This is a genomic window from Pseudomonas sp. 300 (assembly GCF_055803035.1).
In genome coordinates this window covers 2863905-2886367 of sequence record NZ_JAVLRV010000002.1, presented here as the reverse complement: position 1 = coordinate 2886367, position 22463 = coordinate 2863905, and the positions used below count along the sequence as shown (strand labels likewise).

Sequence of the window (22463 nt, the reverse complement as noted above, 5' to 3'; positions counted from 1 at the left end):
AAAATCTGCGACAATCGCCACCCTGCGCCACTAGACGACTTATTGCGTACCTGATGACTGACGAATCGCCTTCACTCGACAAACTGCTGAAAAACCTCGATCACGCCATGCTCGCCGACCGCCACCGGCTGCGGCGGCAGTTGCTTGAGCTGCGCAAGAAGCCCGACGAGGCCAAGCTCGCCCAGTGGGTGACGCGTATGCAGGCGTCCTGTGATCAGGTGCTGGCGCGGCGTGCCAGCCTGCCGGTGATTCGTTACGACGACAGCCTGCCGATTGCCGCCAAGCGCGACGAAATCAAGGAAGCGTTGCTCAAGCATCAGGTGCTGATCATTGCTGGCGAAACCGGTTCGGGTAAAACCACCCAGTTGCCGAAGATCTGCCTGGAAATCGGTCGTGGTCAACATGGCCTGATCGGCCACACCCAACCGCGTCGAATTGCGGCGCGCAGCGTGGCGAGCCGGGTTGCTGAAGAACTGGCGACGCCCTTGGGCGCGCTGGTCGGCTATCAGGTGCGGTTCGAGGATCAGAGCGATTCCAACACCCTGATCAAACTGATGACCGACGGCATCCTGCTGGCGGAAACCCAGAACGACCGTTACCTTGAGCGCTACGACACGATCATCGTCGACGAAGCCCACGAACGCAGCCTCAACATTGACTTCCTGCTCGGTTACCTGAAAACCCTGCTGCCCCGTCGTCCGGACCTGAAAGTCATCATTACCTCGGCGACCATCGATCTGGAGCGCTTCTCCAAGCACTTCGACGATGCGCCGATTGTCGAAGTTTCCGGCCGCACCTTCCCGGTGGAAACCTGGTACCGACCGCTGACCCTGGAGCAGGACGAAGAGGGCAACCGCGTCGAGGATGACTTGACCGTGGATCAGGCGATCCTCGCCACCCTCGACGAAATTGCCGCGTTCGAACGCAGCGAGCGCAAGAGCCCCGGCGACGTGCTGGTGTTCCTGCCCGGCGAGCGCGAGATTCGCGACGCCGCCGACATGCTGCGCAAGGCCCAGCTCAAGCACACCGAAATCCTGCCGCTGTACGCACGGTTGTCGCCGGCCGAGCAGCAGCGGATTTTCCAGTCGCACCCGGGGCGCCGCGTGGTGCTGGCAACCAACGTCGCGGAAACTTCGTTGACCGTGCCGGGCATTCGTTATGTGATCGACAGCGGCACCGCGCGCATCAGCCGTTACAGCTATCGCGCCAAGGTCCAGCGCCTGCCCATCGAAGCCATTTCCCAGGCCAGCGCCAACCAGCGTAAAGGTCGATGCGGTCGGGTCGAGCCGGGTATTTGCATCCGCCTTTACGGCGAAGAAGATTTCATCGGGCGCCCGGAATTTACCGACCCGGAAATCCTGCGGACCAACCTCGCGGCGGTGATTTTGCAGATGCTGCACCTGCGCCTCGGCGAGATCACCGATTTCCCGTTTATCGAGCCACCCGATGGCAAAGCCATCAGCGACGGTTTCAACCTGCTGCAAGAGCTGTCGGCGGTGGATCGCAACAGCCAGCTGACCCCGCTGGGTCGCCAATTGGCGCGCCTGCCGGTGGACCCGCGCATGGGCCGCATGTTGCTGGAAGCGGCGAAACTCGGCAGCTTGCAGGAAGTGCTGATCGTTGCCAGCGCCATGTCGATTCAAGACCCGCGCGAGCGACCGCCGGAGCGTCAACAAGCGGCGGATCAGGCGCATGCGCAATGGAAGGACGTGGACTCGGACTTCGCCGGGCTGGTCAATCTGTGGCGTGGTTTTGAAGAGCAACGTCAGGCGCTGACGGCGAGCCCCCTGCGTAACTGGTGCCGCAAGAACTTCCTCAACTACCTGCGGTTGCGCGAGTGGCGCGACTCGCACCGTCAGTTGAGCCTGATCTGCCGTGACATGCAGCTGAGCCTCAACAAAGAGCCGGCGGATTACCCCAAGCTGCACAAAGCCGTGCTCTCGGGCCTGCTCAGTCAGATCGGGCAGAAAACCGATGAAGGCGATTACCTCGGCGCCCGCCAGCGGCGCTTCTGGATTCACCCGTCATCGGGCCTGGGCAAGAAGCGTCCGCAATGGCTGATGGCCGCCGAACTGGTGGAAACCACCAAGCTCTACGCGCGCATGGTCGCCAAGATCGACGCCGACTGGATCGAGCCGCTCGCCGGGCACCTGATCAAGAAAAACCACTTCGAACCCCATTGGGAGAAGAAGCGCGGGCAGGTCGTGGCGTTCGAGCAGATCACTTTGTTCGGGCTGATCGTGGTCGGGCGCCGACCAGTGCATTACGGGCCGATCGACCCGGTGGTGTCCCGTGAGTTGTTCATTCGTGAAGGCCTGGTGCGTGGCGAGATCCAATCCAAAGCCAAGTGCCTGACGGCCAACCAGCAGCTGCTGGAACAGCTCGACGAGCTGGAAGCCAAGGCCCGCCGTCGCGACATTCTGGCCGACGAAGAAACCCTGTTCGCCTTCTACGATGCGCGACTGCCGGCGGAGATTCACCAGACCGCGACCTTCGACAGCTGGTATCGGGTCAACAGCCAGAAAGACCCGCAACTGCTGATCATGCGCGAAGAAGACGTGCTGGCTCGCGAGGCCAGTGAAGTCACCGCGCTGCATTACCCGGACACCTTGCACATTGGTGATCTGGAACTGTCATTGAGTTACCACTTCGAACCGAACCATCCGCGTGACGGCGTGACGCTGAGGGTGCCGGCGCCGCTGTTGCCGATGCTGCCGGCGGAACGCCTGGAATGGCTGGTGCCCGGTGTGATCGAAGCCAAGTGCATTGCCTTGGTGCGCAACCTGCCCAAGGCGCTGCGCAAGAACTTCGTGCCGGTGCCGGACTTCGTCAAGGCGGCGTTGCAGCGCATGACCTTTGCCGAAGGCTCGTTGCCTCAAGCATTGGGTCGCGAGTTACTGCGCATGACCGGAGCGCGAGTCAGCGATGAAGCCTGGGCGGAAGCGGCGCAGCAGGTCGACAATCACCTGAGGATGAACCTGGAAATCGTCGATGGTCAGGGCAAGTTCCTTGGCGAAGGACGGGATCTGGCGGAACTCACCGCGCGATTCGCTGAAGCCAGTCAGGCCGCATTGGCCGTTCCGCAAACGGCGAAAAGTCAGCAACCGGTGGAGGCGAAAGTCTTTGCGGCGGTGGCGGAAAAGACCCAACAGAAGATCGCCGGGTTGTCGATGACGGTGTATCCGGCGCTGGTGGAAGAAGCCGGCACGGTCAAGGAAGGGCGGTTCTCGACGCCGGCCGAAGCCGAGTTTCAGCATCGCCGTGCGTTGCAGCGTTTACTGATGCAGCAACTGGCGGAGCCGGCGAAGTTCCTGCGTGGCAAGTTGCCGGGCCTGACCGAACTGGGTTTGATGTACCGCGACATGGGGCGCGTCGACAGCCTGGTGGAAGACATTCTGCTGGCCAGTCTCGACAGTTGCATCCTCGACGGCGAAGACCCGTTGCCGCGTGATGGCGCCGGGCTGGCGGCGTTGGCCGAGCGCAAACGCGGCGGCTGGACCGAGCATGCCGAGCGTCTGGCGAAGCTGACCCTGGAAATTCTCAAGCTCTGGCACGGCCTGCAAAAACGCTTCAAGGGCAAGATCGATCTGGCGCAGGCCGTGGCCCTGAATGACATCAAGCAGCAACTCAGTCATCTGGTGTATCCGGGTTTCGTCCGCGAAACGCCGATGCAGTGGCTCAAGGAACTGCCGCGCTATCTGAAAGCCATCGAGCAGCGCTTCGAGAAACTCGGTGCTCAGGTGCAGAAGGACCGGGTCTGGAGCGGTGAGTTGTCTGGTCTCTGGACCCAATACCAGACCCGCGCCAATAAACACGCCCAAGAGGGCAAGCGCGATCCGCAGCTTGAGCTGTATCGCTGGTGGCTGGAGGAATACCGGGTTTCGCTGTTTGCCCAACAGCTGGGGACGAAGGTGCCGATCTCGGACAAACGCCTGAACAAGCAGTGGACCCAGGTCGAACCGTAGACTACGGGCTCCCACAGATTTATGTCGTGCCTGTGGAAGCTGCTTCATCCAGCAAAAAGGCGCCAAACCCCAACGTTTATGGCAAACTTCGCGCCTATAAACGCCGGCCCCGCGGTTTTGAGCCTCTTAAGGTTCGGGCGGAACGGAATAAAGCGATGCCAGGTTTGCTTCCTCTGACGGGAACGGACCCTTTGTGTGTTGGTACGACGGTGCCAACACTTTCTGCCTGAACAGATTAGAGAAACGACCATGCATAATGTCGTCATCAGCGGCACCGGCCTGTACACCCCGGCCAACAGCATTTCCAACGAAGAGCTGGTGCAGTCTTTCAACGCTTACGTCGCGCTGTTCAACGCCGACAACGCCGATGCCATCGCCCGTGGCGAAATCGAAGCGTTGACCGAGTCCAACGCCGCGTTTATCGAAAAAGCTTCCGGCATCAAAAGCCGCTTCGTCATGGACAAGGACGGCATTCTCGACCCGCAACGCATGGCGCCACGTCTGCCGGAGCGCTCGAACGACGAGTGGTCGGTGCTTTGCCAGATGGCCATCGGCGCGGCCGAACAAGCCTTGCAGCGTGCCGGCAAAACCGCGGCGGACATTGACGGCGTCATCGTCGCTTGCTCCAACCTGCAACGCGCCTACCCGGCCATCGCCATCGAAGTCCAGGAAGCGCTGGGGATTCAGGGGTTCGGTTTCGACATGAACGTCGCCTGCTCCTCGGCGACCTTCGGCATTCAAGCGGCCGCCAACAGCGTGCAACTGGGTCAGGCCCGGGCAGTGCTGATGGTCAACCCGGAAGTCTGCACCGGTCACCTGAACTTCCGCGACCGCGACAGCCACTTCATCTTCGGCGACGCGGCCACGGCAGTGATCATCGAACGCGCCGACTTGGCAACGTCCAAGTACCAGTTCGACGTGGTCAGCACCAAATTGCTGACCAAGTTCTCCAACAACATCCGCAACAACTTCGGTTTCCTCAACCGCGCGGCGGAAGAGGGCATCGGCGCCAGGGACAAACTGTTCGTACAGGAAGGCCGCAAGGTGTTCAAGGAAGTCTGCCCGATGGTTGCCGAGCTGATCGGTGCGCACCTGGAAGAGAACCAGCTCAACGTGGGCGACGTGAAGCGCTTCTGGCTGCACCAGGCCAACCTCAGCATGAACCACTTGATCGTGAAGAAACTGCTGGGCCGCGAAGCCACCGAAGAAGAAGCCCCGGTGATTCTCGACACCTACGCCAACACCAGCTCTGCGGGCTCAGTGATTGCGTTCCACAAGAATCAGGACGATCTGGCGGCAGGTTCGCTGGCAGTGCTCAGCTCGTTTGGCGCCGGTTACTCGATTGGTAGCGTGATTCTGCGCAAGCGTTGAGATATCGCGGTAAATGAAAAGATCGCAGCCTGCGAAGGTTGCGATCTTTTTTTGCATAAAAAAACTCGCGCTGCTGTATCGGACGGATGATGGGGACCGAAACAGCAGCGCGAGTTTGTAAAAGCAGCTTGGGCTTCCTTGCCCGAGCCGTGTAGCAGGGATCAGAACTTGGCTTCGGCATCCAGTTGCAGGGTGTTGATTTTCGAGTCCCGCAGCGTGGCGTTGGTGTAGTCGGAATCAGCCATGAAGTACGTCGCGCCGAGGGCGAAGTTCTTGTCGATCTCGTAGCTCACTTTCAACTTGCTGCCGCGCGAACCGGTGAAACCGTTGGCGAAGTCGGAGTCGGTGAAGGCGCCGACCACCGCGTTGCGCTGTACGTCGCGATAGTTGTAGTCCACGCCGAAGCCGAAGACGTTGGTCTTGACACCGGCCAACCAGCCCATGTCCTGATCGTTGCTGGCATCGTCGTTGTTGACGACTTGACCGTAGATCGACAGCGGCATTGGCAGGCCGCCGATGTCGAGTTGACCAAAGCCTTCGTACAGTTTGAACTGCTCGTTCGCCGTGTTGCCGTTAATGGCCAGGCGGCAGGTGTTCGCAGCACAGGTGTTGTTGATGTCGTTGTCGTTATCGTAAGTGTAGAGGCTGCCGCCCAGGGTCATTTTCAAGTTGTCGGTGATCGCGAAGCGCGCACCCAACTGGCCTGCGTACAGACGCAGGTCGTGACGGAACTGCTTGCCTTCGCCGTCGACGTTGTCCTTGAGGGTGTAGTGGCCGGCGCTCCCGAACAGCTCGGTGCTGCCGCCCAGCGGGTATTTGTAAGTCAGTGCCAGACCTTCCGGGCTGATGTCGCTATCCCAGATGATGTCGCCCATGCTCACCCATTGCTGTGGCATCTTGCCGCCAACGAGGTGCAGGTTTTTGATGGCATCGGGGTGGTAGTCGACGTAACCCTGGTCCAGCCAGATATCCTTCTTGGTGAAGTTGCCATCCAGGCTCTGGTTGGTGGAACGAGAGTCATTGTCGCTGCCAGTGGCGATACGGATGCCGGTGTCCACTTGCGGGTTGATTGCCGTGTAGGCACCCAGGCGGACACGAATACGTTGACGATCCTGGTCACCGGTGTTCGATACGCCATCGTTCTTGACCGTTTCCTGGCGGAAACGCACGTCACCCTTGAACTGGGTCTTGGCAGCCCACGCCAGTTTCTGGTCGAAGGTGCTCAGTGCTTCGGTTTTCTTCGCGGTGGCCGCGATCTGCTCGTTGGTTTCTTGTTGAGCCTGACGGGCGATTTGCTGTTCTTTCTGATCCCGGGCCAGTTCGGCTTGCAGTTCGCTGTACTGCGCGTTGGTAATCGAACCGTTAGCCTTCAGCATGTCGAGCAGTTTGGCGTCGACTGCGGCGCTGGCTGGCACACTCATGGCCAGCAGCAGACCGCCACACAGGGCCGCCGCAGTTTTCGTGGAAGCAAGACGCATATCAATCTCCGAAGATGAGAGGGGATGACTGAGCCATCCGGGGCACAACCGACCGCAAAGGGACGGAAAACAGTGGCCGGGTGCTATAACCCGGCGCTCTAAAAACAGGCGCCAGTATCGCGATGGTTTATGACAAAGCAGTGGCAATGTGATGGCGTCTCGATGACGATACAAAACTCGAATGAACTTTCTATTCCGGGCCCTGTCGGCGTATCGCGGGTGTGGATTGCGCCGCTATAGGCGATACTCGCGAGGCTGTTACGCCAAGAAGTGGAGAGGGAAGTGATGCCGCTGCAACGTCTGGAACGTCTGTCCGAAATAGCGCCGCACACCTGGGATGCCCTGGTGCCGGATGATCAGCCATTTCTGCGTCATGCCTTTCTCAGCGCACTGGAAGACAGTGGCAGCGTCGGCCCGCATTCCGGGTGGCAGCCCGAGCATTTGTTGCATATGGAAGGTGATCGGTTGATCGCTGCGCTGCCCAGTTATCGCAAATGGCACTCCTACGGTGAGTACGTGTTCGATCACGCCTGGGCCGATGCGTGCGAGCGTGCCGGCATCGACTATTACCCAAAATTGCTGACTGCCGTGCCCTTCAGCCCAGTCAGCGGACCGCGTTTGCTGGCGGCCACGGTTGAGGACGGTTTCGAACTGCTGAAGAGTTTGCCCGGCTACCTCGAGATCGAAGCACTCTCCAGTGCGCACATCAATTTCACCGATTCATTCACTGACGCGGCATTGGCCGAACATCCCGGCTGGCTGCAGCGCATCGGCTGTCAGTACCACTGGCAAAATCGCGGCTATCGGGATTTTCAGGACTTCCTTGACGTCCTCAGTTCGCGCAAGCGCAAGCAGATGCGCAAAGAACGCGAGCAAGTAGCGGGGCAGGGCTTCGACTTTGAGTGGCTGGAAGGCCGGCAACTGGATCAGGCGCAGTGGGATTTCGTTTACGCCTGTTACGCCAATACCTACGCGGTGCGTCGGCAACGGCCCTATCTGACGCGGGAGTTTTTCAGTCTGTTGGCCGAACGCATGCCGGAATCCATTCGCGTGGTCCTGGCCAAACAAGGCTCACGACCGGTGGCCATGGCCTTCAGCCTCGTCGGCGGCGACAGTTTTTATGGCCGTTACTGGGGCTGTCTGGCGGAGTTCGATCGTCTGCATTTCGAGACGTGTTTCTATCAAGGGATGGACTACGCGATTGCCCACGGCTTTCAGCGTTTCGATGCCGGTGCTCAGGGTGAGCACAAACTGATTCGCGGGTTTGAACCGGTGATCACCCACTCCTGGCACTACTTGCGCCATCCCGGCTTGAAAGCGGCGGTCAAAGACTTCCTTCACCAGGAGCGTCTCGGTGTGTTGGCGTATGCCGAGGAAGCGAGGACCGCCTTGCCCTATCGGCAAGACTGATCCTCGTTCATGGGGTCAAGTGCCTTCCTTGCCCAGCCATCGATACGTCACACCGCCGACCACCGCGCCCAGCAGCGGCGCGACCCAGAACATCCACAATTGCGCGATGGCCCAGCCGCCGACAATCAGTGCCGGGCCGGTGCTGCGGGCCGGGTTGACCGAGGTGTTGGTGACGGGAATCGAGATCAGGTGGATCAGCGTCAGGGCCAGGCCGATGGCGATTGGCGCCAGCCCGGCGGGTGCACGTTTATCGGTGGCGCCGAGGATGATCAGCACAAACATCGCCGTCATCACCAGCTCACAGACAAAGCCTGCGGCCATCGAGTATTTACCGGGGGAGTGTTCGCCGTAGCCGTTGGAGGCCAGGCCGGCAGAGAGGTCGAAACCTTCCTTGCCGCTGGCGATGTAGTAGATCAACGCGGCGGCGATAATCCCTCCAATGACCTGGGCGATGATGTAGGCGGGCAGTTCTTTGGCCGGGAACCGGCCTCCCACGAACAAACCGACCGATACGGCGGGGTTGAGATGGCAACCGGAGATATGGCCGATGGCGAATGCCATGGTCAGCACGGTGAGACCAAACGCAATGGCCACGCCGAGCACACCGATCCCCAGCGGAGAAGACGCGGCCAGAACCGCACTGCCGCAACCCCCCAACACCAGCCAGAACGTACCTAACAACTCAGTGACTGAACGTTTGAACAGAGACATGAGAGCGTCCTTGATAGGCTTCCTATCGAGACTGTATCGAGTTATGCATCCTGCAGATTTACGACAGGCTCATCCCCAGAACCTTGGCTGAGTACAGCAGGGTTTTTATGGAATTCCAGTGGGTATGGGAACTGCCGGGGCTTGTGGGTGGCGGGTTGGGGCGGGTTTATTGGATTGGGATTGGGATTGGGATTGGGATCGGGATTCGGGGCATATCCGTTTCTGCGGTTACGGCTGCCTACGGTTCCGCCCTTACGGCGGGTTACTTGGAAGAACGGAACGCCGCCCGGCGCCAAGTAACCAAGCGCCTGCGCCCCTGACGTACGGTGGCTCGCCCAGGCTCGCTATGCCCTCGCTCCGGTCCTGCTCCGTGGGGCCGCCGCCATTGGCCATCCCTGCCGGGTTGCCCACTGCACAGAACCTGCGCTCGGCCTTCCTACGGGGCAGATCAAGATCAAAAGCCAAAGCGAGGCGGCCTGATAGCCGACCTGAAGTCCGTCTGGATCATCGGCGGTGAACACCAATGTCATGTCCACCAAAAATCCCCTGTGGGAGCTAGCCTGCTAGCGATGGATGCCCAGACACCGCGTTTACTCAGACCGCACGCGTTATCGTTGACGTCCATCGCTAGCAGGCTAGCTCCCACAGGGGGAACGCGTACGCTTGAGGAGCGAGGGGATGCCGAGCCATGGCGAGGCACCGTACGTCAGGGGCGCAGGCGCTTGGTTAGTTGGCGTTCCGCTCTTCCAGGTCACCCGCCGTAAGGGCGGAACCCCTATCAGCCATCACCGAAAAAACGGATATTCACCCAATAAAACAGCCTCAATCGATCCCGACAAACCCCCCAGTCTGGTGTTGCCACAACCGCGCGTACAACCCGCCATGCGCCAGCAGTTCAGCATGGGTCCCCGTTTCGGCAATCTGGCCTTTTTCCAGCACCACCAAGCGGTCCATCCGCGCAATGGTCGAAAGCCGGTGGGCGATGGCAATCACGGTTTTACCCTGCATCAGGGTTTCGAGGCTTTCCTGGATCGCCGCCTCAACTTCCGAGTCCAGTGCGGAGGTGGCTTCGTCCATGATCAGAATCGGCGCGTCCTTGAGCAGCACGCGGGCGATGGCGATCCGCTGACGCTGACCACCGGAGAGTTTCACCCCGCGCTCACCCACATGCGCATCAAACCCGGTGCGCCCTTCGGCGTCCGACAGCAACGGAATGAACTCGTCGGCCCGGGCCTTGTGCACCGCTTCCCAGAGTTCGGCGTCGGTGGCATCGGGTTTGCCGTAAAGCAAATTGTCGCGGATCGAGCGGTGCAGCAGCGACGTGTCCTGAGTGATCATGCCGATGCGCTCGCGCAGGCTTTCCTGGCCGACTTCGGCGATGTTCTGGCCGTCGATCAGGATCCGCCCGCCCTGCACGTCGTAGAGGCGCAGCAGCAAGTTGACCAGGGTCGATTTGCCAGCACCGGACGGGCCGATCAAGCCGATTTTTTCACCCGGTTTGATCGTCAGGTTGAGGTCGCCGATGATCCCGCTCTTCTTGCCGTAGTGGAAATCCACGTGCTCGAAACGCACTTCGCCGCGATCGACGGTCAGTGGTTTGGCTTCCGCACGATCGGTGATGCTGACCGGTTGCGAGATGGTCTGCAAACCGTCCTGCACCATGCCGATGTTTTCGAAAATGCCCGTGACCACCCACATGATCCAGCCGGACATGTTGACGATGCGGATCACCAGGCCGGTGGCCAGCGCAATGGCGCCCACCGTGATCAGCGACTGCGTCCACAGCCACAGGGCCAGGCCCGTGGTGCTGACGATCAGCAAGCCGTTCATGCTGGTGATGACCACGTCCATGCTCGTGACCACGCGGCCGGCCAGTTGGGCTTTGACCGTCTGTTCCTCGATGGCTTCCTTGGCGTATTGCTGCTCGAAATTGGTGTGGGCGAACAGCTTCAACGTGGTGATGTTGGTGTAGCCATCGACGATCCGGCCCATGAGCTTGGAGCGCGCATCCGAGGACACCACCGAGCGCTCTTTCACTCGTGGCACGAAGTAGCAGAGGGCGCCGATGTAGGCGGCGATCCAGGTCAACAACGGGATCATCAGGCGCCAGTCGGCTTCGGCGAACAGCACCAGCGAACTGATCGCGTAGATCAGCACATGCCACAGCGCGTCCACCGCTTGCACGGCGGAATCGCGCAACGAGTTGCCGGTTTGCATGATGCGTTGGGCGATGCGCCCGGCGAAGTCGTTCTGGAAGAAATTCAGGCTCTGCTTGAGCACATAACTGTGGTTTTGCCAGCGGATCATGCTGGTCATGCTCGGGCTCAGGGTCTGGTGCACCAGCATGTCATGCAAGGCGAGAAACAGGGGTCTCAGGATCAGCGCAACCACGGCCATCCAGGCCAGTTCCACGCCGTGGATCTTGAAGAAGTCGACGTTGGGTGTGCCTTGAGTCAAATCGATGATGCGACTCAGGTAGCTGAACAGCGCCACTTCGATCAGCGCACCGAACAGGCCGACGATCAGCAACACCGCAAACATCGGCCAGACTTGCTTCAGGTAATAGGTATAGAAGGGCAGAACACGGTCGGGCGGAGCCGCCGTCGGGGCGTCACGGAATACGTCGATCAGTTTCTCAAAACGGCGATAAAGCATTTGTTCTCCGCCCGCGTGCGGGCTCTCCTTTAAACACTATGAGCGGCACCGAATGCCGGCGGCCGCTCAACATCCCTGTGCGGGTGGCTCTTAGTCGATGCGCTTGGCCGACTTGATGAACACAGGATCGGCCGGCACATCTTTCATGCCGTTGCGGGTAGTCGTTTGCGAGTTGACGATGACGTCCACGACATCCATGCCTTTCACGACTTTACCGAAGACCGCATAGCCATCGCCCTGGTCCAGGAAGTCGTTGTCCTTGACGTTGATGAAGAACTGGCTGGTGGCCGAATCCGGCACGGAGGTGCGTGCCATGGACAGCGTGCCACGGACGTTATGCAGGCCGTTTTTGGATTCGTTCTTGATCGGAGCCTTGGTTTCTTTTTGCTGCATTTGTTGGGTGAAACCACCGCCCTGGACCATAAAGCCCGGGATCACACGGTGGAAAATAGTGTTGTTGTAGAAGCCGCTGTCGACGTACTCAAGGAAGTTCTTGGTACTGATCGGCGCCTTGACCGGGTCCAGTTCGATTTCGATCTGGCCGTTGGTGGTTTCCAGCAGAACGTGTGGTGCCTTGGCGGGCGTAGCGGCCATCAGGTTGGCGGCAAACAGAACGGTGCCAGCGACGAGGGCAATTTTTTTCAGCATGGGTCAGTGATCCTGAGTGTGGTGGTGTCGACTGCGGTGAGAAACTCGAGCAGGGTTTGGTTGAAGCGTTCGGGTTGATCCAGCGGGGTGGCGTGACGCGAATCGGCGATCACCACCAGCCGCGCATCAGGCAGCAGTTTTACGTAAGTCTCCTTCAGCGACACCGGTGTGTAGTCACGGTCGGCGCTGACGATGAGGGTTGGACAGGACACTCGGGAAAGTCGTTCCTGAACACCCCAGCCAACAATCGCATCGAAGCTGGCGAGATAAGCATGTTTGTCGTTTTTTGCCCAGCGCTCGGCCATCTTTTGACGCAATTCGACCTGTTCCGGCTTGGGGAACAGTTTGCCTCCAAGGGCTTTGCCGATGGTGCCCAGGCTGAGTGCGCGCATCAGGCTCCAGCGCTTGAACCACTGCCAGTAATCGTCGCGGCTGCGCAATTTGACCTCGGGCGCGCTGTTGACGATGCACAGGCTTTTGAGCAATTGCGGCTGATCCACCGCCAGCTGGAAGCCGATCATGCCGCCCATCGACAGACCCACATAATGTACCGGGCCGAGGTTCAGATGTTCGATCAGGGCGACCAGGTCGGCGCTGAACCCGGCGATGCTATAGCGCTCGCGGGGTTTGTCGGAGCGACCGTGGCCGCGCACATCCGGGACGATCACCCGGTAGTGGGCCGACAATGCCGGGATCTGTTTTTCCCAGTCCAGGGTGCTCGAACCGAGCCCGTGAACCAGCAGCAACGGCGTACCGTGGCCATATTCCTCATAGTGCAGGTTGCAACCTTCGTGTTCGAAATAGGCCATGCGATCACTCCGTGTCAGGCTTGTTCTGGGGCGGCGAAAGGCGCATCCAGCGGCGCGGTGTCGAAGGTACGCAGCAGTTCGATGAGGATTTGCGTGGCCGGGCCCAAGGGTTTGTCCTTGTTCGAGTACAGGTAGAAGCTCGGGTTACGGCTGCCGCCCTGATCCAACGGTAGCAGCTTGAGCGTCCCTTCCCTCAGTTCGCGTTCGATCATGTGCCGCGGCAACCAGGCGAAACCCAGCCCGCTGCCGACAAAGGTCGCGGCAGTGGCGAGGCTGCCGACGGTCCAGCGCTGTTCGGCGCCGAGCCAGCCGACATCCCGTGGCTGTTGGCGGCCGGAATCGCGGATCACCACTTGCATCTGGCTTTCCAGGTCCTGGAAATTCAGTTCACGGTTCAGACGGTGCAGGGCGTGCTCGGGGTGGGCGACGGCGACGAATTCGACGTCGCTCAATTCCGCGCCCAGATAGCCAGGAATACTGAAACCGGTGATCGCCAGGTCAGCCACGCCTTCGAGCAGGACTTCTTCAACGCCCGACAACACTTCTTCGCGCAGCCGCACCCGGCAGCCACGGCTTTGCGGCATGAACGCAGTCAGGGCGCGGACGAGCCGGGCGCTCGGGTACGCGGCGTCGACCACCAGCCGCACTTCTGCCTCCCAGCCTTGCTCCATGTGATGCGCCAGGTCTTCCAGCTGGCTGGCCTGTTTGACCAGTTGCCGAGAACGGCGCAGCAGTACGCCGCCGGCATCGGTCAATACGGCTTTGCGACCGTCAATGCGCAGCAATGGCACGCCGAGCTGATCCTGCATGCGCGCCACGGTGTAGCTGACCGACGATTGCGAGCGGTGCAGCGCCTCGGCGGCCTGGGCGAAACCGCCGTGGTCGACCACGGCCTGTAACGTTCGCCATTGATCAAGGGTCACGCGGGGCGCTTTCATCTTGAGCTCCTCTTGTCCTAAGCTGGCGGTCCTTATTGGAGACTGCCGAATGAAAAAATTCTGTTGTGTGGTGTTGGCGATGTTGCCGCTGACTGCCTTTGCTTACCCGATCGACGTACAAAAACAGTTGAACGGCTTGAGCATCGACTACAACACGTATGACACGGATACCGACATCGCCTCCATTCAGGTGAACAACTACGGCAGCACCGATGCGGTCTGTAAGGTGGTTTTCAATAACGGTCCGGAAGCACCGCGCACTCGCAATATCGAAGTGGCCGCCGGCAAGCACAAAAATGCCACCGCCAAGTTCAACCGGACCATCATCAAGATGCGCATCAATCTGACCTGCACCCCGAAATAGCATCGAGACCCTGTGGGCGTTCGCTTCCACAGGGTGCATTCAGCTTATAAACGAATTTATTGATGGGTTGTAGCAGTTATTTGCGCTTTTTCATCGATATGACTCTGTTTAACCTTCACTCCATCGACTTACAGCATTCTCAGATGGAGGCTACATCCCATGTCCCGCGTTCTGATCATCGAAAGCAGCGCCCGTCAGCAAGACTCTGTTTCGCGTCAACTGACCCAGACCTTCATCAGCCAGTGGAAAACCGCTCACCCGAACGACCCGATCACCGTCCGTGACCTGGCCGTCAACCCGGTGCCGCACCTGGACATCAACCTGCTGGGCGGCTGGATGAAACCCGCCGAGCAGCGCAATGACATCGAACAGGCTTCCCTGGAACGCTCCAACCAGTTGACCGATGAATTGCTGGCCGCTGACGTACTGGTCATGGCTGCGCCGATGTACAACTTCGCGATCCCGAGCACGCTGAAAGCCTGGCTCGACCACGTGCTGCGTGCCGGCGTGACCTTCAAGTACACCGACACCGGCCCGCAAGGCCTGCTCAGCGGCAAGCGCGCTTACGTGTTGACCGCTCGCGGCGGGATCTATTCCGGCAGCACTGCGGATCATCAGGAACCGTACCTGCGTCAGGTCATGGGCTTCATCGGCATTCACGACGTGACCTTCATCCACGCCGAAGGCATGAACCTGGGCGGCGACTTCCAGGAGAAGGGCCTGAACCAGGCCAACGCCAAGCTTTCCCAGGTTGCCTGACCCGTTAATCGCCAGATAATCACTGGATGGTCTAGTGACCTGGCGCAACCCTTCAAGCCTGTACGCGCATCGACCTCCCTTTGCACTTGTTGCTCCTGAGTGCTGTAGCCCGATTGAACGCTTTAGCGCGATCGGGCTTTTTTTTGCCTGCGATTTGATGGGCGTACACATAAACCTGTGGGAGCGGGCTTGCCCGTGATGGCGGCGCCACATTCACCATGTATGTCGGCTGATATACCGTCATCGCGGGCAAGCCCGCTCCCACAGAGATCTGTGTGTTCTCGCGATCGCCGACAAAACCCGCTATCGTCGCCGCCATTCAAAACGAGGCGAGCATGGGCTATCTACTTTTTGTCACGCTGATCCAGGCGTTTTCCTTCAGTCTGATCGGCGAATACCTGGCCGGTCATGTCGACAGTTACTTCGCGGTTCTGGTGCGGGTGCTGCTGGCGGGCCTGGTGTTTATTCCGTTGACGCGCTGGCGCTCGGTGGAGCCGGCGTTCATGCGCGGCATGCTGTTGATCGGTGCGTTGCAGTTCGGCGTGACTTACGTCTGCCTGTACCTGAGCTTCCGGGTGCTGACGGTGCCGGAAGTGTTGCTGTTTACCATTCTCACGCCGCTGCATGTGACGCTGATCGAAGACGCGCTGAACCGGCGCTTCAATCCATGGGCCCTGGTCGCGGCGCTGGTGGCGGTGCTCGGCGCGGCGGTGATTCGCTACGACCGGATCAACCCGGATTTCTTCATGGGGTTCCTGTTGCTGCAACTGGCCAACTTCACCTACGCCGCGGGGCAGGTGCTTTATAAGCATCTGGTGGCGCGTCATCCAAGCGATCTGCCGCACTACCGGCGCTTCGGTTATTTCTATCTGGGCGCACTGGCGGTGGCATTGCCGGCCTTTCTGCTGTTCGGCAAACAGAATTTTCTGCCCGAAGCACCGCTGCAATGGGGCGTGCTGGGGTTCCTCGGTCTGGTCTCGACCGCGTTGGGGTTGTACTGGTGGAACAAGGGCGCGTGCCTGGTCAATGGCGGGACGCTGGCGGTGATGAACAATCTGCATGTGCCGGTGGGGCTGCTGATCAATCTGCTGATCTGGAATCAGCATGAGGAGCTGGGGCGGTTGTTCTTTGGCGGATCGGTGATTTTGATGGCGGTGTGGATCAGTCGACTGGGTGTACGAAAGTCCTTGGCTACGACCTGACTCCCGTAGGAGCCAGCAAGCCGGCTCCTACCAAATTTTGCGTTATATCTCTGCCAGCTGCGCCACCAGAAACTCAATGAACGTCCGGGTCTTCTGCGGCACCCGGCGTGCCGATGGATAGACCGCGTTAATCGTGATCGCAGGCGCCTGCCATTCACACATCACCGGCACCAACCGGCCAGCCGCCAGCGCATCTTCGACAATGAAGTTGGGCAACAGCGCGATGCCCATGCCGGCCTCGGCGGCCTGGGCGAGCAAGTCGCCATTGTTGGCGTGCAACGGACCCGTGACGTTGACCCGTTGGGTTTCCTTGCCGTTGCACAGCTGCAAACTCACGCCGCTTTGCAAATATCCGTAGTTCAAACATTGATGGGCGCGCAGATCCTGCGGCGTCTGCGGCGTGCCTGCGCGTTCGAGATAAGCGGGTGAGGCGACCATGATGCGCGGAGCCGGCGCCAGTTGCCGGGCAATCATCGTCGAGTCCGGCATGCTGGCGATGCGGATGGTCACGTCGAAACCACCGCGCACCGGGTCAACCTGCTGGTCGCTGAGTACCAGTTGCAGCTCTATATTCGGGTGTTGTTCATGAAACAGGGGAATCAGCGGCCCCAGTCGGCGCAACCCGAAAGACATTGGCGCATTGACGCGCAGCACCCCGCGTAACTCGCCGATGCCGTTACGTGCACGCTGTTCGGCCTCGTCCAGCGAGGCCAGTACTTCCCGCGCCGCGTCGAAATACTCCGCGCCAGCCTCGGTCAGGTGCAGGCTGCGCGTGGTGCGCTGCAGCAATTGCACGCCGATGGCTTCCTCCAGCGCCTGAATCTGTTTGCTGACTTTAGATCGCGGCACATCCATTGCCCGTGCAGCAGCGGCGAAGCCGTTCTCGCCGACCGTGACGACGAACGCGCGCATGCATTCGATGCGGTCCATGATTGTCCCTATTTTAGAATCAATGATTCTCGATTTTAGGGAATTGTCCCTTTCTCTGCTAGCCCCTAAAGTGACATCCAAGCCGACGACAAAGCCTCTGGAAGCCGCGTCGACTCACCCATTACTGATTTGAATTATCGACATCAAAAGGAACGCGCCATGTCTATTCGTGAACTGCTCAACCCAACCAACTCCGCTCTGATCCTGATTGACCACCAGCCGCAAATGGCTTTCGGCGTGCAGTCGATCGACCGTCAGACCCTGAAGAACAACACGGTTGGCCTGGCCAAGGCTGCCAAGATCTTCAACGTGCCGACGATCTACACTTCGGTGGAAACCGAAAGCTTCAGCGGTTTCATCTGGCCGGAGTTGCTGGCCGTGCACCCGGATCAAAAGCCGATCGAGCGCACCTCGATGAACTCCTGGGAAGACAAGGCGCTGGTTGACGCGGTGAAGGCCACCGGTCGCAAGAAGCTGATCATTGCCGCGCTCTGGACCGAAGTCTGCCTGACCTTCCCGGCGCTGGAAGCGCTCGCTGAAGGCTACGAGGTGTACATCGTGACCGACGCGTCCGGCGGCACCACCAAAGAAGCTCACGACATGTCGGTGCAGCGGATGATTCAGGCAGGCGCGGTGCCGGTCACCTGGCAACAAGTGCTGCTGGAATACCAGCGTGACTGGGCACACAAAGATACTTACGAGGCCGTGATGGAACTGGTGCTGGAACACAGCGGCGCGTATGGCATGGGCGTGGATTACGCTTACACCATGGTGCACAAGGCGCCGCAGCGTCAGGTCAAGTAAGCAGTGATCATCTGAACGATGCGGTCCATGTTGGAGCGGGCTTGCCCGCGATGGCGGAGTGTCAGTCTACGAACCATTGACTGGCACACCCCCATCGCGGGCAAGCCCGCTCCCACAAGTTTTTGTGGGGTTACATGATGTGTTTTTCGGGTTCGGGAATGTGGCTTGCGCCCAGCATGGCCGGTAGTAATCCGGCACGCAGATCCCCGCCACTGGGCTGCTGATAAAGGCTCAAGCCAAACTCCGGCAGCACCGCCAGCAGATAATCGAAAATATCCCCCTGAATCCGCTCGTAATCCGCCCACGCCGTGGTGCGGGTGAAGCAGTAGATTTCCAGCGGAATCCCCTGCGCAGTGGTCTGCATCTGCCGGACCATGCAGGTCATGTTCGGCTGAATCTCCGTGTGGCTCTTCAAATACGCCAGCGCATAAGCGCGGAAGGTCCCGATGTTGGTCATCCGTCGACGGTTGGCCGACATCGCCGCGACGTTGCCCTGCGCCTCGTTCCAGGCCTTGAGTTCCGCCTGTTTGCGGCTGATGTAGTCGGTCAGCAGATGCACCTGGGACAGTTTCTGCTCTTCGTCATCACGGATGAATCGCACGCCGCTGGCATCGATGAACAGACTGCGCTTGATCCGTCGTCCACCGGACTGCTGCATGCCGCGCCAGTTCTTGAACGATTCGGACATCAGGCGCCAGGTCGGAATCGAAACGATGGTTTTATCGAAGTTCTGCACCTTGACCGTGTGCAGTGTGATGTCCACTACATCGCCATCGGCGCCGACTTGCGGCATCTCGATCCAGTCGCCGACCCGCAGCATGTCGTTGCTGGTCAGTTGTACGCTGGCGACGAACGACAGCAGGGTGTCCTTGTAGACCAACAGAATCACCGCCGACATGGCGCCCAGACCCGAGAGCAGCAACAGCGGAGAACGGTCGATCAACGTGGCGACGATGATGATCGCGCCAAACACATACAACACCATTTTCGCCAGTTGCACGTAGCCTTTGATTGAGCGGGTGCGGGCGTGTTCGGTGCGGGCGTAGATGTCCAGCAAGGCATTGAGCAGGGCGCTGATGGCCAGCACCAGGAACAGAATGGTGAAGGCCAGTGCGACATTGCCGAGGAAAATCAGGCTGGTTTTGTTCAGCTCCGGCACCAGGTGCAGGCCGAACTGGATCACCAGCGACGGCGTCATCTGCGCCAGGCGGTGAAACACCTTGTTCTGGCGAAAGTCGTTGACCCAATGCAACGCCGGTTGGCGACCGAGCATTTTGGTCGCGTGCAGGATCAGGTAACGCGCCACTCGTCCGAGGGTCAGTGCCACCACCAGCAACAGAAGCAGCCCGAGGCCGGAATGCAGGAGCGGATGCTGATCGAGCGCACCCCAGAGGTCTTGGACGTTGAGCCAGAGCTGTTTGATATCCATGGGTAAAACCGTTTCTTCTGTAGGACGCGTCGGAGCGATTAGAGCATTTAAGACGCTTTGCATGACGTTTGAAGACAAAAGACGCAACAAAAAAGCCACTGTTTACGCTCGATTGCATAAAGAAACTCGGCCTTCGCGCTCGAAACCGTTACCCTATGCAGCTGTTTTTTTGTATTTCTTCGAGGTAGCACCCGTGTTTTCCCAATTCGCCCTGCACGAACGCCTGCTCAAAGCCGTGGCCGAGCTTAAATTTGTCGAGCCAACGCCTGTGCAAGCAGCGGCTATTCCGCTGGCGCTCCAAGGGCGTGACCTGCGGGTGACAGCGCAAACCGGTAGCGGCAAAACCGCTGCTTTCGTTTTGCCGATCCTCAACCGTCTGATCGGCCCGGCGAAAATCCGCGTCAGCATCAAGACCCTGATCCTGCTGCCGACCCGCGAGCTGGCTCAGCAGACCATCAAGGAAGTCGAGCGTTTCGCTCAGTTCACGTTCATCAAGTCCGGTTTGATCACCGGCGGTGAAGACTTCAAGGTCCAGGCCGCCATGCTGCGCAAGGTGCCGGACATTCTGATCGGTACGCCAGGGCGGATGATCGAGCAACTGAACGCCGGTAACCTCGACTTGAAAGAAGTCGAAGTGCTGGTGCTCGACGAAGCCGACCGCATGCTCGACATGGGCTTCGCCGAAGACGTGCAGCGTCTGGTGGAAGAGTGCACCAATCGTCAGCAGACCATGCTGTTCTCCGCCACCACTGGCGGTTCGGGCCTGCGCGAGATGGTCGCCAAGGTCCTGAACAATCCGGAACACCTGCAGCTGAACAACGTCAGCGATCTGAACGCGACCACCCGTCAGCAGATCATCACCGCTGACCACAACCAGCACAAAGAGCAGATCGTGAACTGGCTGTTGGCCAACGAGACCTATCAGAAGGCCATCGTGTTCACCAACACCCGGGCCATGGCCGACCGCATCTACGGCCGCCTGGTGGCGCAGGAATACAAAGCGTTTGTCCTGCACGGTGACAAAGACCAGAAAGATCGCAAGCTGGCGATCGATCGCCTGAAGCAGGGCGGCGTGAAAATCCTCGTGGCCACCGACGTTGCCGCTCGCGGCCTTGACGTCGATGGCCTCGACCTGGTGATCAACTTCGACATGCCACGCAGCGGCGACGAATACGTTCACCGTATCGGTCGCACCGGCCGCGCCGGCAACGATGGCCTGGCCATCTCGCTGATCTGCCACGGCGACTGGAACCTGATGTCGAGCATCGAGCGCTACCTCAAGCAGAGCTTCGAGCGCCGCACCATCAAGGAAGTCAAAGGCACTTACGGCGGGCCGAAAAAGGTCAAGGCCTCGGGCAAAGCCGTTGGCGTGAAGAAGAAAAAGGTCGACGCCAAGGGCGAGAAGAAGAAAACCGGTGCCAAGGCACCGACCAAGCGCAAGATCGCCAACCGCCCGAAGACCGACGCCCTGTCGCTGGTCAGCAAGGACGGCATGGCGCCGCTCAAGCGCCGCAAGCCGGAAGCACCGGCTGCTGAATAAGGCGCTGTAGCGATTCCATAAAAAAACCGGACAAACGTCCGGTTTTTTTATACACGTAAATCAATTAGTTGCAGGAACTGCGGGGCGGCATTCCCACAGATCAGCTTTCGGCTTTTTTATCCGCCGTCTTCAACTCCTTCATACGCTGATCGATCAACTGGCACTTGTCCGGCAGATCAGCGCTGGCTGTCCCCAAATCCATTTTCTGCAACTCATCGTTGATCTCCTTGGCCTTCTTCGGATTCTGCTCGGTGAGCTTGGCGACTTCCTTGGCCAGTTGTTCGCGTTTGATCGTGGCCTCCTCGGGGGTGCAGGCCCAAACGGGCAGGGCACAGGCGAGGGCGGCAGCGAGGGTGAGTTTCAGCAGGGTTTTCATGGGCGGGCCTCAGCACTGGTAAAGGCGGGTTACCCGGTTGAGGGGTGAGATCAGGGGAAAGTTCAGCCTATCGGCTCCTTTTGTTCGAGTGACGAGCTGAAAGCCAAACGCTGGCGATTGCAGTGAGTCAGTTGTATCGGTGTTGAATGTCAATTAGCTATGGCGAGCAAGCTTGCTCCAGGGCTTGCGGTGTTCACGGGCCTTGTTGCATCCAGCCCGGACCGCTGCAGGAGCAAGCATGCTCGCGAGTGGTGCTGTCTACCCCCCATGGCAGCAGCTTGAAGTCACCTTGTCATCATATCGATCATGATGCTTCACCCATTCCATGATCTCCTCTTCGTTGCGTCCCTTGGGCGTGAGGTCGAGGTAGTTGTAAGCGCCGACCAGCATGTCCAGGCCTCGGGCGTAGGTGGAATAGGTGTGAAAGATTTCGCCGGCATCATTGCGATAAAACACACTCAGGCCGGGGAGTTCTTCTTCGGGGCTGTCAGACTTTTCGTAGTTGTAGGTGGCTTTTCCTGCGGCAACATCTTCGGCTCGGGCCGAGACGCCAAAATCGTAGTTGAAGTCGCAGCCTTCTGACGAAACCCAGTCGAACTTCCAGCCCATGCGTCGCTTGAACGCCTGGAATTCGGCGAAGGGTGCGTGGGAAACCGCCACCACCGCCACGTCGTGATGTGCCAGGTGCTGGTTGGCGCCGTCGATGTGGTCGGACAGGAAGGAACAACCGGGGCAGCCTTCGTCCCAACCGTCGGCGAACATGAAATGGTAGATGACCAACTGACTATGGCCGCCGAACAGGTCGGCCAGTTTCAGTTCGCCGTTGGGGCCCTGGAAGTGATAGTCCTTGTCGATTTTCACCCAGGGCAGCGCTCGGCGTTCGGCACTGAGTTTGTCCCGTTCCCGGGTGAAGGCTTTTTCGTGGGCCAGGTGTTGGCGTCGGGCGGTGAGCCATTCTTCTCGGGACACGACCGGATGGTTCTGAATGTTCATCGGGTTTTCTCCTGCGGGGGGCTGGGAGGTGACTTACACAGCCTAGTCGTTCGGCCTGCGCACCAATCGACATACCGCCGG

The 22463-nt window shown here is 59.6% G+C and carries 17 protein-coding genes and 1 pseudogene; 8 read left to right on the top strand and 10 right to left on the bottom strand.

Annotated features, from left to right (window positions below; translation table 11 throughout):
• Nucleotides 1-53 precede the first annotated feature (53 nt).
• Together hrpA and Q7W83_RS19570 are read left to right on the top strand one after the other, a co-directional pair.
• On the top strand, nucleotides 54-3965 hold the full coding sequence (gene hrpA / locus Q7W83_RS19575; RefSeq protein WP_150636390.1) for an ATP-dependent RNA helicase HrpA: 3912 nt from the start codon (nucleotides 54-56) through the stop codon (nucleotides 3963-3965).
• 249 nt (nucleotides 3966-4214) lie between these two features.
• Nucleotides 4215-5336 carry a beta-ketoacyl-ACP synthase III gene (locus Q7W83_RS19570; RefSeq protein WP_150634065.1) on the top strand — a complete coding sequence of 374 codons (1122 nt, stop codon included), beginning with the start codon at nucleotides 4215-4217 and terminating at the stop codon, nucleotides 5334-5336.
• Nucleotides 5337-5497: 161 nt separating this feature from the next.
• On the opposite strand, the gene Q7W83_RS19565 is transcribed toward Q7W83_RS19570, so the two are convergent.
• Complete coding sequence (locus tag Q7W83_RS19565) at nucleotides 5498-6814, bottom strand: putative porin (RefSeq protein ID WP_150634064.1); 1317 nt, start codon at nucleotides 6812-6814, stop codon at nucleotides 5498-5500.
• A gap of 285 nt (nucleotides 6815-7099) precedes the next feature.
• On the opposite strand from Q7W83_RS19565, the gene Q7W83_RS19560 reads away from it, so the two are divergent.
• Nucleotides 7100-8224 carry a GNAT family N-acetyltransferase gene (locus Q7W83_RS19560; protein ID WP_473656572.1) on the top strand — a complete coding sequence of 375 codons (1125 nt, stop codon included), beginning with the start codon at nucleotides 7100-7102 and terminating at the stop codon, nucleotides 8222-8224.
• Between the two features lie 15 nt (nucleotides 8225-8239).
• On the opposite strand, the gene aqpZ is transcribed toward Q7W83_RS19560, so the two are convergent.
• The 5 genes and pseudogenes from aqpZ to Q7W83_RS19535 form a co-directional block, all read right to left on the bottom strand.
• Nucleotides 8240-8935: an aquaporin Z gene (gene aqpZ / locus Q7W83_RS19555; protein ID WP_150634062.1), complete on the bottom strand. Its 696-nt coding sequence runs from the start codon at nucleotides 8933-8935 to the stop codon at nucleotides 8240-8242.
• An 822-nt stretch (nucleotides 8936-9757) separates the two neighbouring features.
• Nucleotides 9758-11590 carry an ABC transporter ATP-binding protein gene (locus Q7W83_RS19550; RefSeq protein ID WP_150653789.1) on the bottom strand — a complete coding sequence of 611 codons (1833 nt, stop codon included), beginning with the start codon at nucleotides 11588-11590 and terminating at the stop codon, nucleotides 9758-9760.
• Nucleotides 11591-11680: 90 nt separating this feature from the next.
• Nucleotides 11681-12238 carry a peptidylprolyl isomerase gene (locus Q7W83_RS19545; RefSeq protein ID WP_150636401.1) on the bottom strand — a complete coding sequence of 186 codons (558 nt, stop codon included), beginning with the start codon at nucleotides 12236-12238 and terminating at the stop codon, nucleotides 11681-11683.
• Nucleotides 12239-12241: 3 nt separating this feature from the next.
• Nucleotides 12242-13047 (bottom strand): annotated as a pseudogene (locus Q7W83_RS19540) (alpha/beta fold hydrolase).
• A 14-nt stretch (nucleotides 13048-13061) separates the two neighbouring features.
• Nucleotides 13062-13985, bottom strand: coding sequence for a LysR family transcriptional regulator (locus Q7W83_RS19535; protein WP_150634057.1), 924 nt, complete (start codon nucleotides 13983-13985; stop codon nucleotides 13062-13064).
• Between the two features lie 49 nt (nucleotides 13986-14034).
• Here Q7W83_RS19535 and Q7W83_RS19530 point away from each other — a divergent pair, with 49 nt between their 5' ends.
• From Q7W83_RS19530 to Q7W83_RS19520, 3 genes are all read left to right on the top strand, one after another.
• Nucleotides 14035-14349 (top strand): hypothetical protein, encoded by a 315-nt coding sequence (locus Q7W83_RS19530; RefSeq protein WP_017337035.1) that lies wholly within the window; start codon nucleotides 14035-14037, stop codon nucleotides 14347-14349.
• Between the two features lie 159 nt (nucleotides 14350-14508).
• A complete protein-coding gene (locus Q7W83_RS19525) occupies nucleotides 14509-15108 on the top strand; it encodes an FMN-dependent NADH-azoreductase (RefSeq protein ID WP_150634056.1) in 600 nt (199 codons plus the stop codon).
• Between the two features lie 335 nt (nucleotides 15109-15443).
• Nucleotides 15444-16310 (top strand): carboxylate/amino acid/amine transporter, encoded by an 867-nt coding sequence (locus Q7W83_RS19520; protein ID WP_150634055.1) that lies wholly within the window; start codon nucleotides 15444-15446, stop codon nucleotides 16308-16310.
• Between the two features lie 42 nt (nucleotides 16311-16352).
• On the opposite strand, the gene Q7W83_RS19515 is transcribed toward Q7W83_RS19520, so the two are convergent.
• Nucleotides 16353-17240, bottom strand: coding sequence for a LysR family transcriptional regulator (locus tag Q7W83_RS19515; protein ID WP_150634054.1), 888 nt, complete (start codon nucleotides 17238-17240; stop codon nucleotides 16353-16355).
• A 159-nt stretch (nucleotides 17241-17399) separates the two neighbouring features.
• Here Q7W83_RS19515 and Q7W83_RS19510 point away from each other — a divergent pair, with 159 nt between their 5' ends.
• Nucleotides 17400-18044: a hydrolase gene (locus tag Q7W83_RS19510; RefSeq protein ID WP_150634053.1), complete on the top strand. Its 645-nt coding sequence runs from the start codon at nucleotides 17400-17402 to the stop codon at nucleotides 18042-18044.
• A 130-nt stretch (nucleotides 18045-18174) separates the two neighbouring features.
• Here Q7W83_RS19510 and Q7W83_RS19505 read toward each other — a convergent pair whose 3' ends face one another.
• A complete protein-coding gene (locus Q7W83_RS19505; RefSeq protein ID WP_150653791.1) occupies nucleotides 18175-19473 on the bottom strand; it encodes a mechanosensitive ion channel family protein in 1299 nt (432 codons plus the stop codon).
• Nucleotides 19474-19666: 193 nt separating this feature from the next.
• Here Q7W83_RS19505 and Q7W83_RS19500 point away from each other — a divergent pair, with 193 nt between their 5' ends.
• The gene (locus Q7W83_RS19500; protein WP_084323398.1) at nucleotides 19667-21013 is read left to right on the top strand and encodes a DEAD/DEAH box helicase; all 1347 of its coding nucleotides are present in this window, start codon (nucleotides 19667-19669) and stop codon (nucleotides 21011-21013) included.
• A 100-nt stretch (nucleotides 21014-21113) separates the two neighbouring features.
• Here Q7W83_RS19500 and Q7W83_RS19495 read toward each other — a convergent pair whose 3' ends face one another.
• Together Q7W83_RS19495 and Q7W83_RS19490 are read right to left on the bottom strand one after the other, a co-directional pair.
• The gene (locus Q7W83_RS19495; protein WP_473656569.1) at nucleotides 21114-21389 is read right to left on the bottom strand and encodes a hypothetical protein; all 276 of its coding nucleotides are present in this window, start codon (nucleotides 21387-21389) and stop codon (nucleotides 21114-21116) included.
• A gap of 258 nt (nucleotides 21390-21647) precedes the next feature.
• Nucleotides 21648-22382 (bottom strand): DUF899 domain-containing protein, encoded by a 735-nt coding sequence (locus Q7W83_RS19490; protein WP_150636407.1) that lies wholly within the window; start codon nucleotides 22380-22382, stop codon nucleotides 21648-21650.
• Nucleotides 22383-22463 lie beyond the last annotated feature (81 nt).

Coding starts and splice junctions, on each gene's coding strand:
- Q7W83_RS19505 (WP_150653791.1), bottom strand. CDS start 19,473: ATGGATATCAAACAGCTCTGGCTCAACGTCCAAGACCTCTGGGGTGCG.
- Q7W83_RS19515 (WP_150634054.1), bottom strand. CDS start 17,240: ATGGACCGCATCGAATGCATGCGCGCGTTCGTCGTCACGGTCGGCGAG.
- hrpA (WP_150636390.1), top strand. CDS start 54: ATGACTGACGAATCGCCTTCACTCGACAAACTGCTGAAAAACCTCGAT.
- Q7W83_RS19550 (WP_150653789.1), bottom strand. CDS start 11,590: ATGCTTTATCGCCGTTTTGAGAAACTGATCGACGTATTCCGTGACGCC.
- Q7W83_RS19520 (WP_150634055.1), top strand. CDS start 15,444: ATGGGCTATCTACTTTTTGTCACGCTGATCCAGGCGTTTTCCTTCAGT.
- Q7W83_RS19490 (WP_150636407.1), bottom strand. CDS start 22,382: ATGAACATTCAGAACCATCCGGTCGTGTCCCGAGAAGAATGGCTCACC.
- Q7W83_RS19565 (WP_150634064.1), bottom strand. CDS start 6,814: ATGCGTCTTGCTTCCACGAAAACTGCGGCGGCCCTGTGTGGCGGTCTG.
- aqpZ (WP_150634062.1), bottom strand. CDS start 8,935: ATGTCTCTGTTCAAACGTTCAGTCACTGAGTTGTTAGGTACGTTCTGG.
- Q7W83_RS19545 (WP_150636401.1), bottom strand. CDS start 12,238: ATGCTGAAAAAAATTGCCCTCGTCGCTGGCACCGTTCTGTTTGCCGCC.
- Q7W83_RS19560 (WP_473656572.1), top strand. CDS start 7,100: ATGCCGCTGCAACGTCTGGAACGTCTGTCCGAAATAGCGCCGCACACC.
- Q7W83_RS19530 (WP_017337035.1), top strand. CDS start 14,035: ATGAAAAAATTCTGTTGTGTGGTGTTGGCGATGTTGCCGCTGACTGCC.
- Q7W83_RS19495 (WP_473656569.1), bottom strand. CDS start 21,389: ATGAAAACCCTGCTGAAACTCACCCTCGCTGCCGCCCTCGCCTGTGCC.
- Q7W83_RS19570 (WP_150634065.1), top strand. CDS start 4,215: ATGCATAATGTCGTCATCAGCGGCACCGGCCTGTACACCCCGGCCAAC.
- Q7W83_RS19510 (WP_150634053.1), top strand. CDS start 17,400: ATGTCTATTCGTGAACTGCTCAACCCAACCAACTCCGCTCTGATCCTG.
- Q7W83_RS19535 (WP_150634057.1), bottom strand. CDS start 13,985: ATGAAAGCGCCCCGCGTGACCCTTGATCAATGGCGAACGTTACAGGCC.
- Q7W83_RS19525 (WP_150634056.1), top strand. CDS start 14,509: ATGTCCCGCGTTCTGATCATCGAAAGCAGCGCCCGTCAGCAAGACTCT.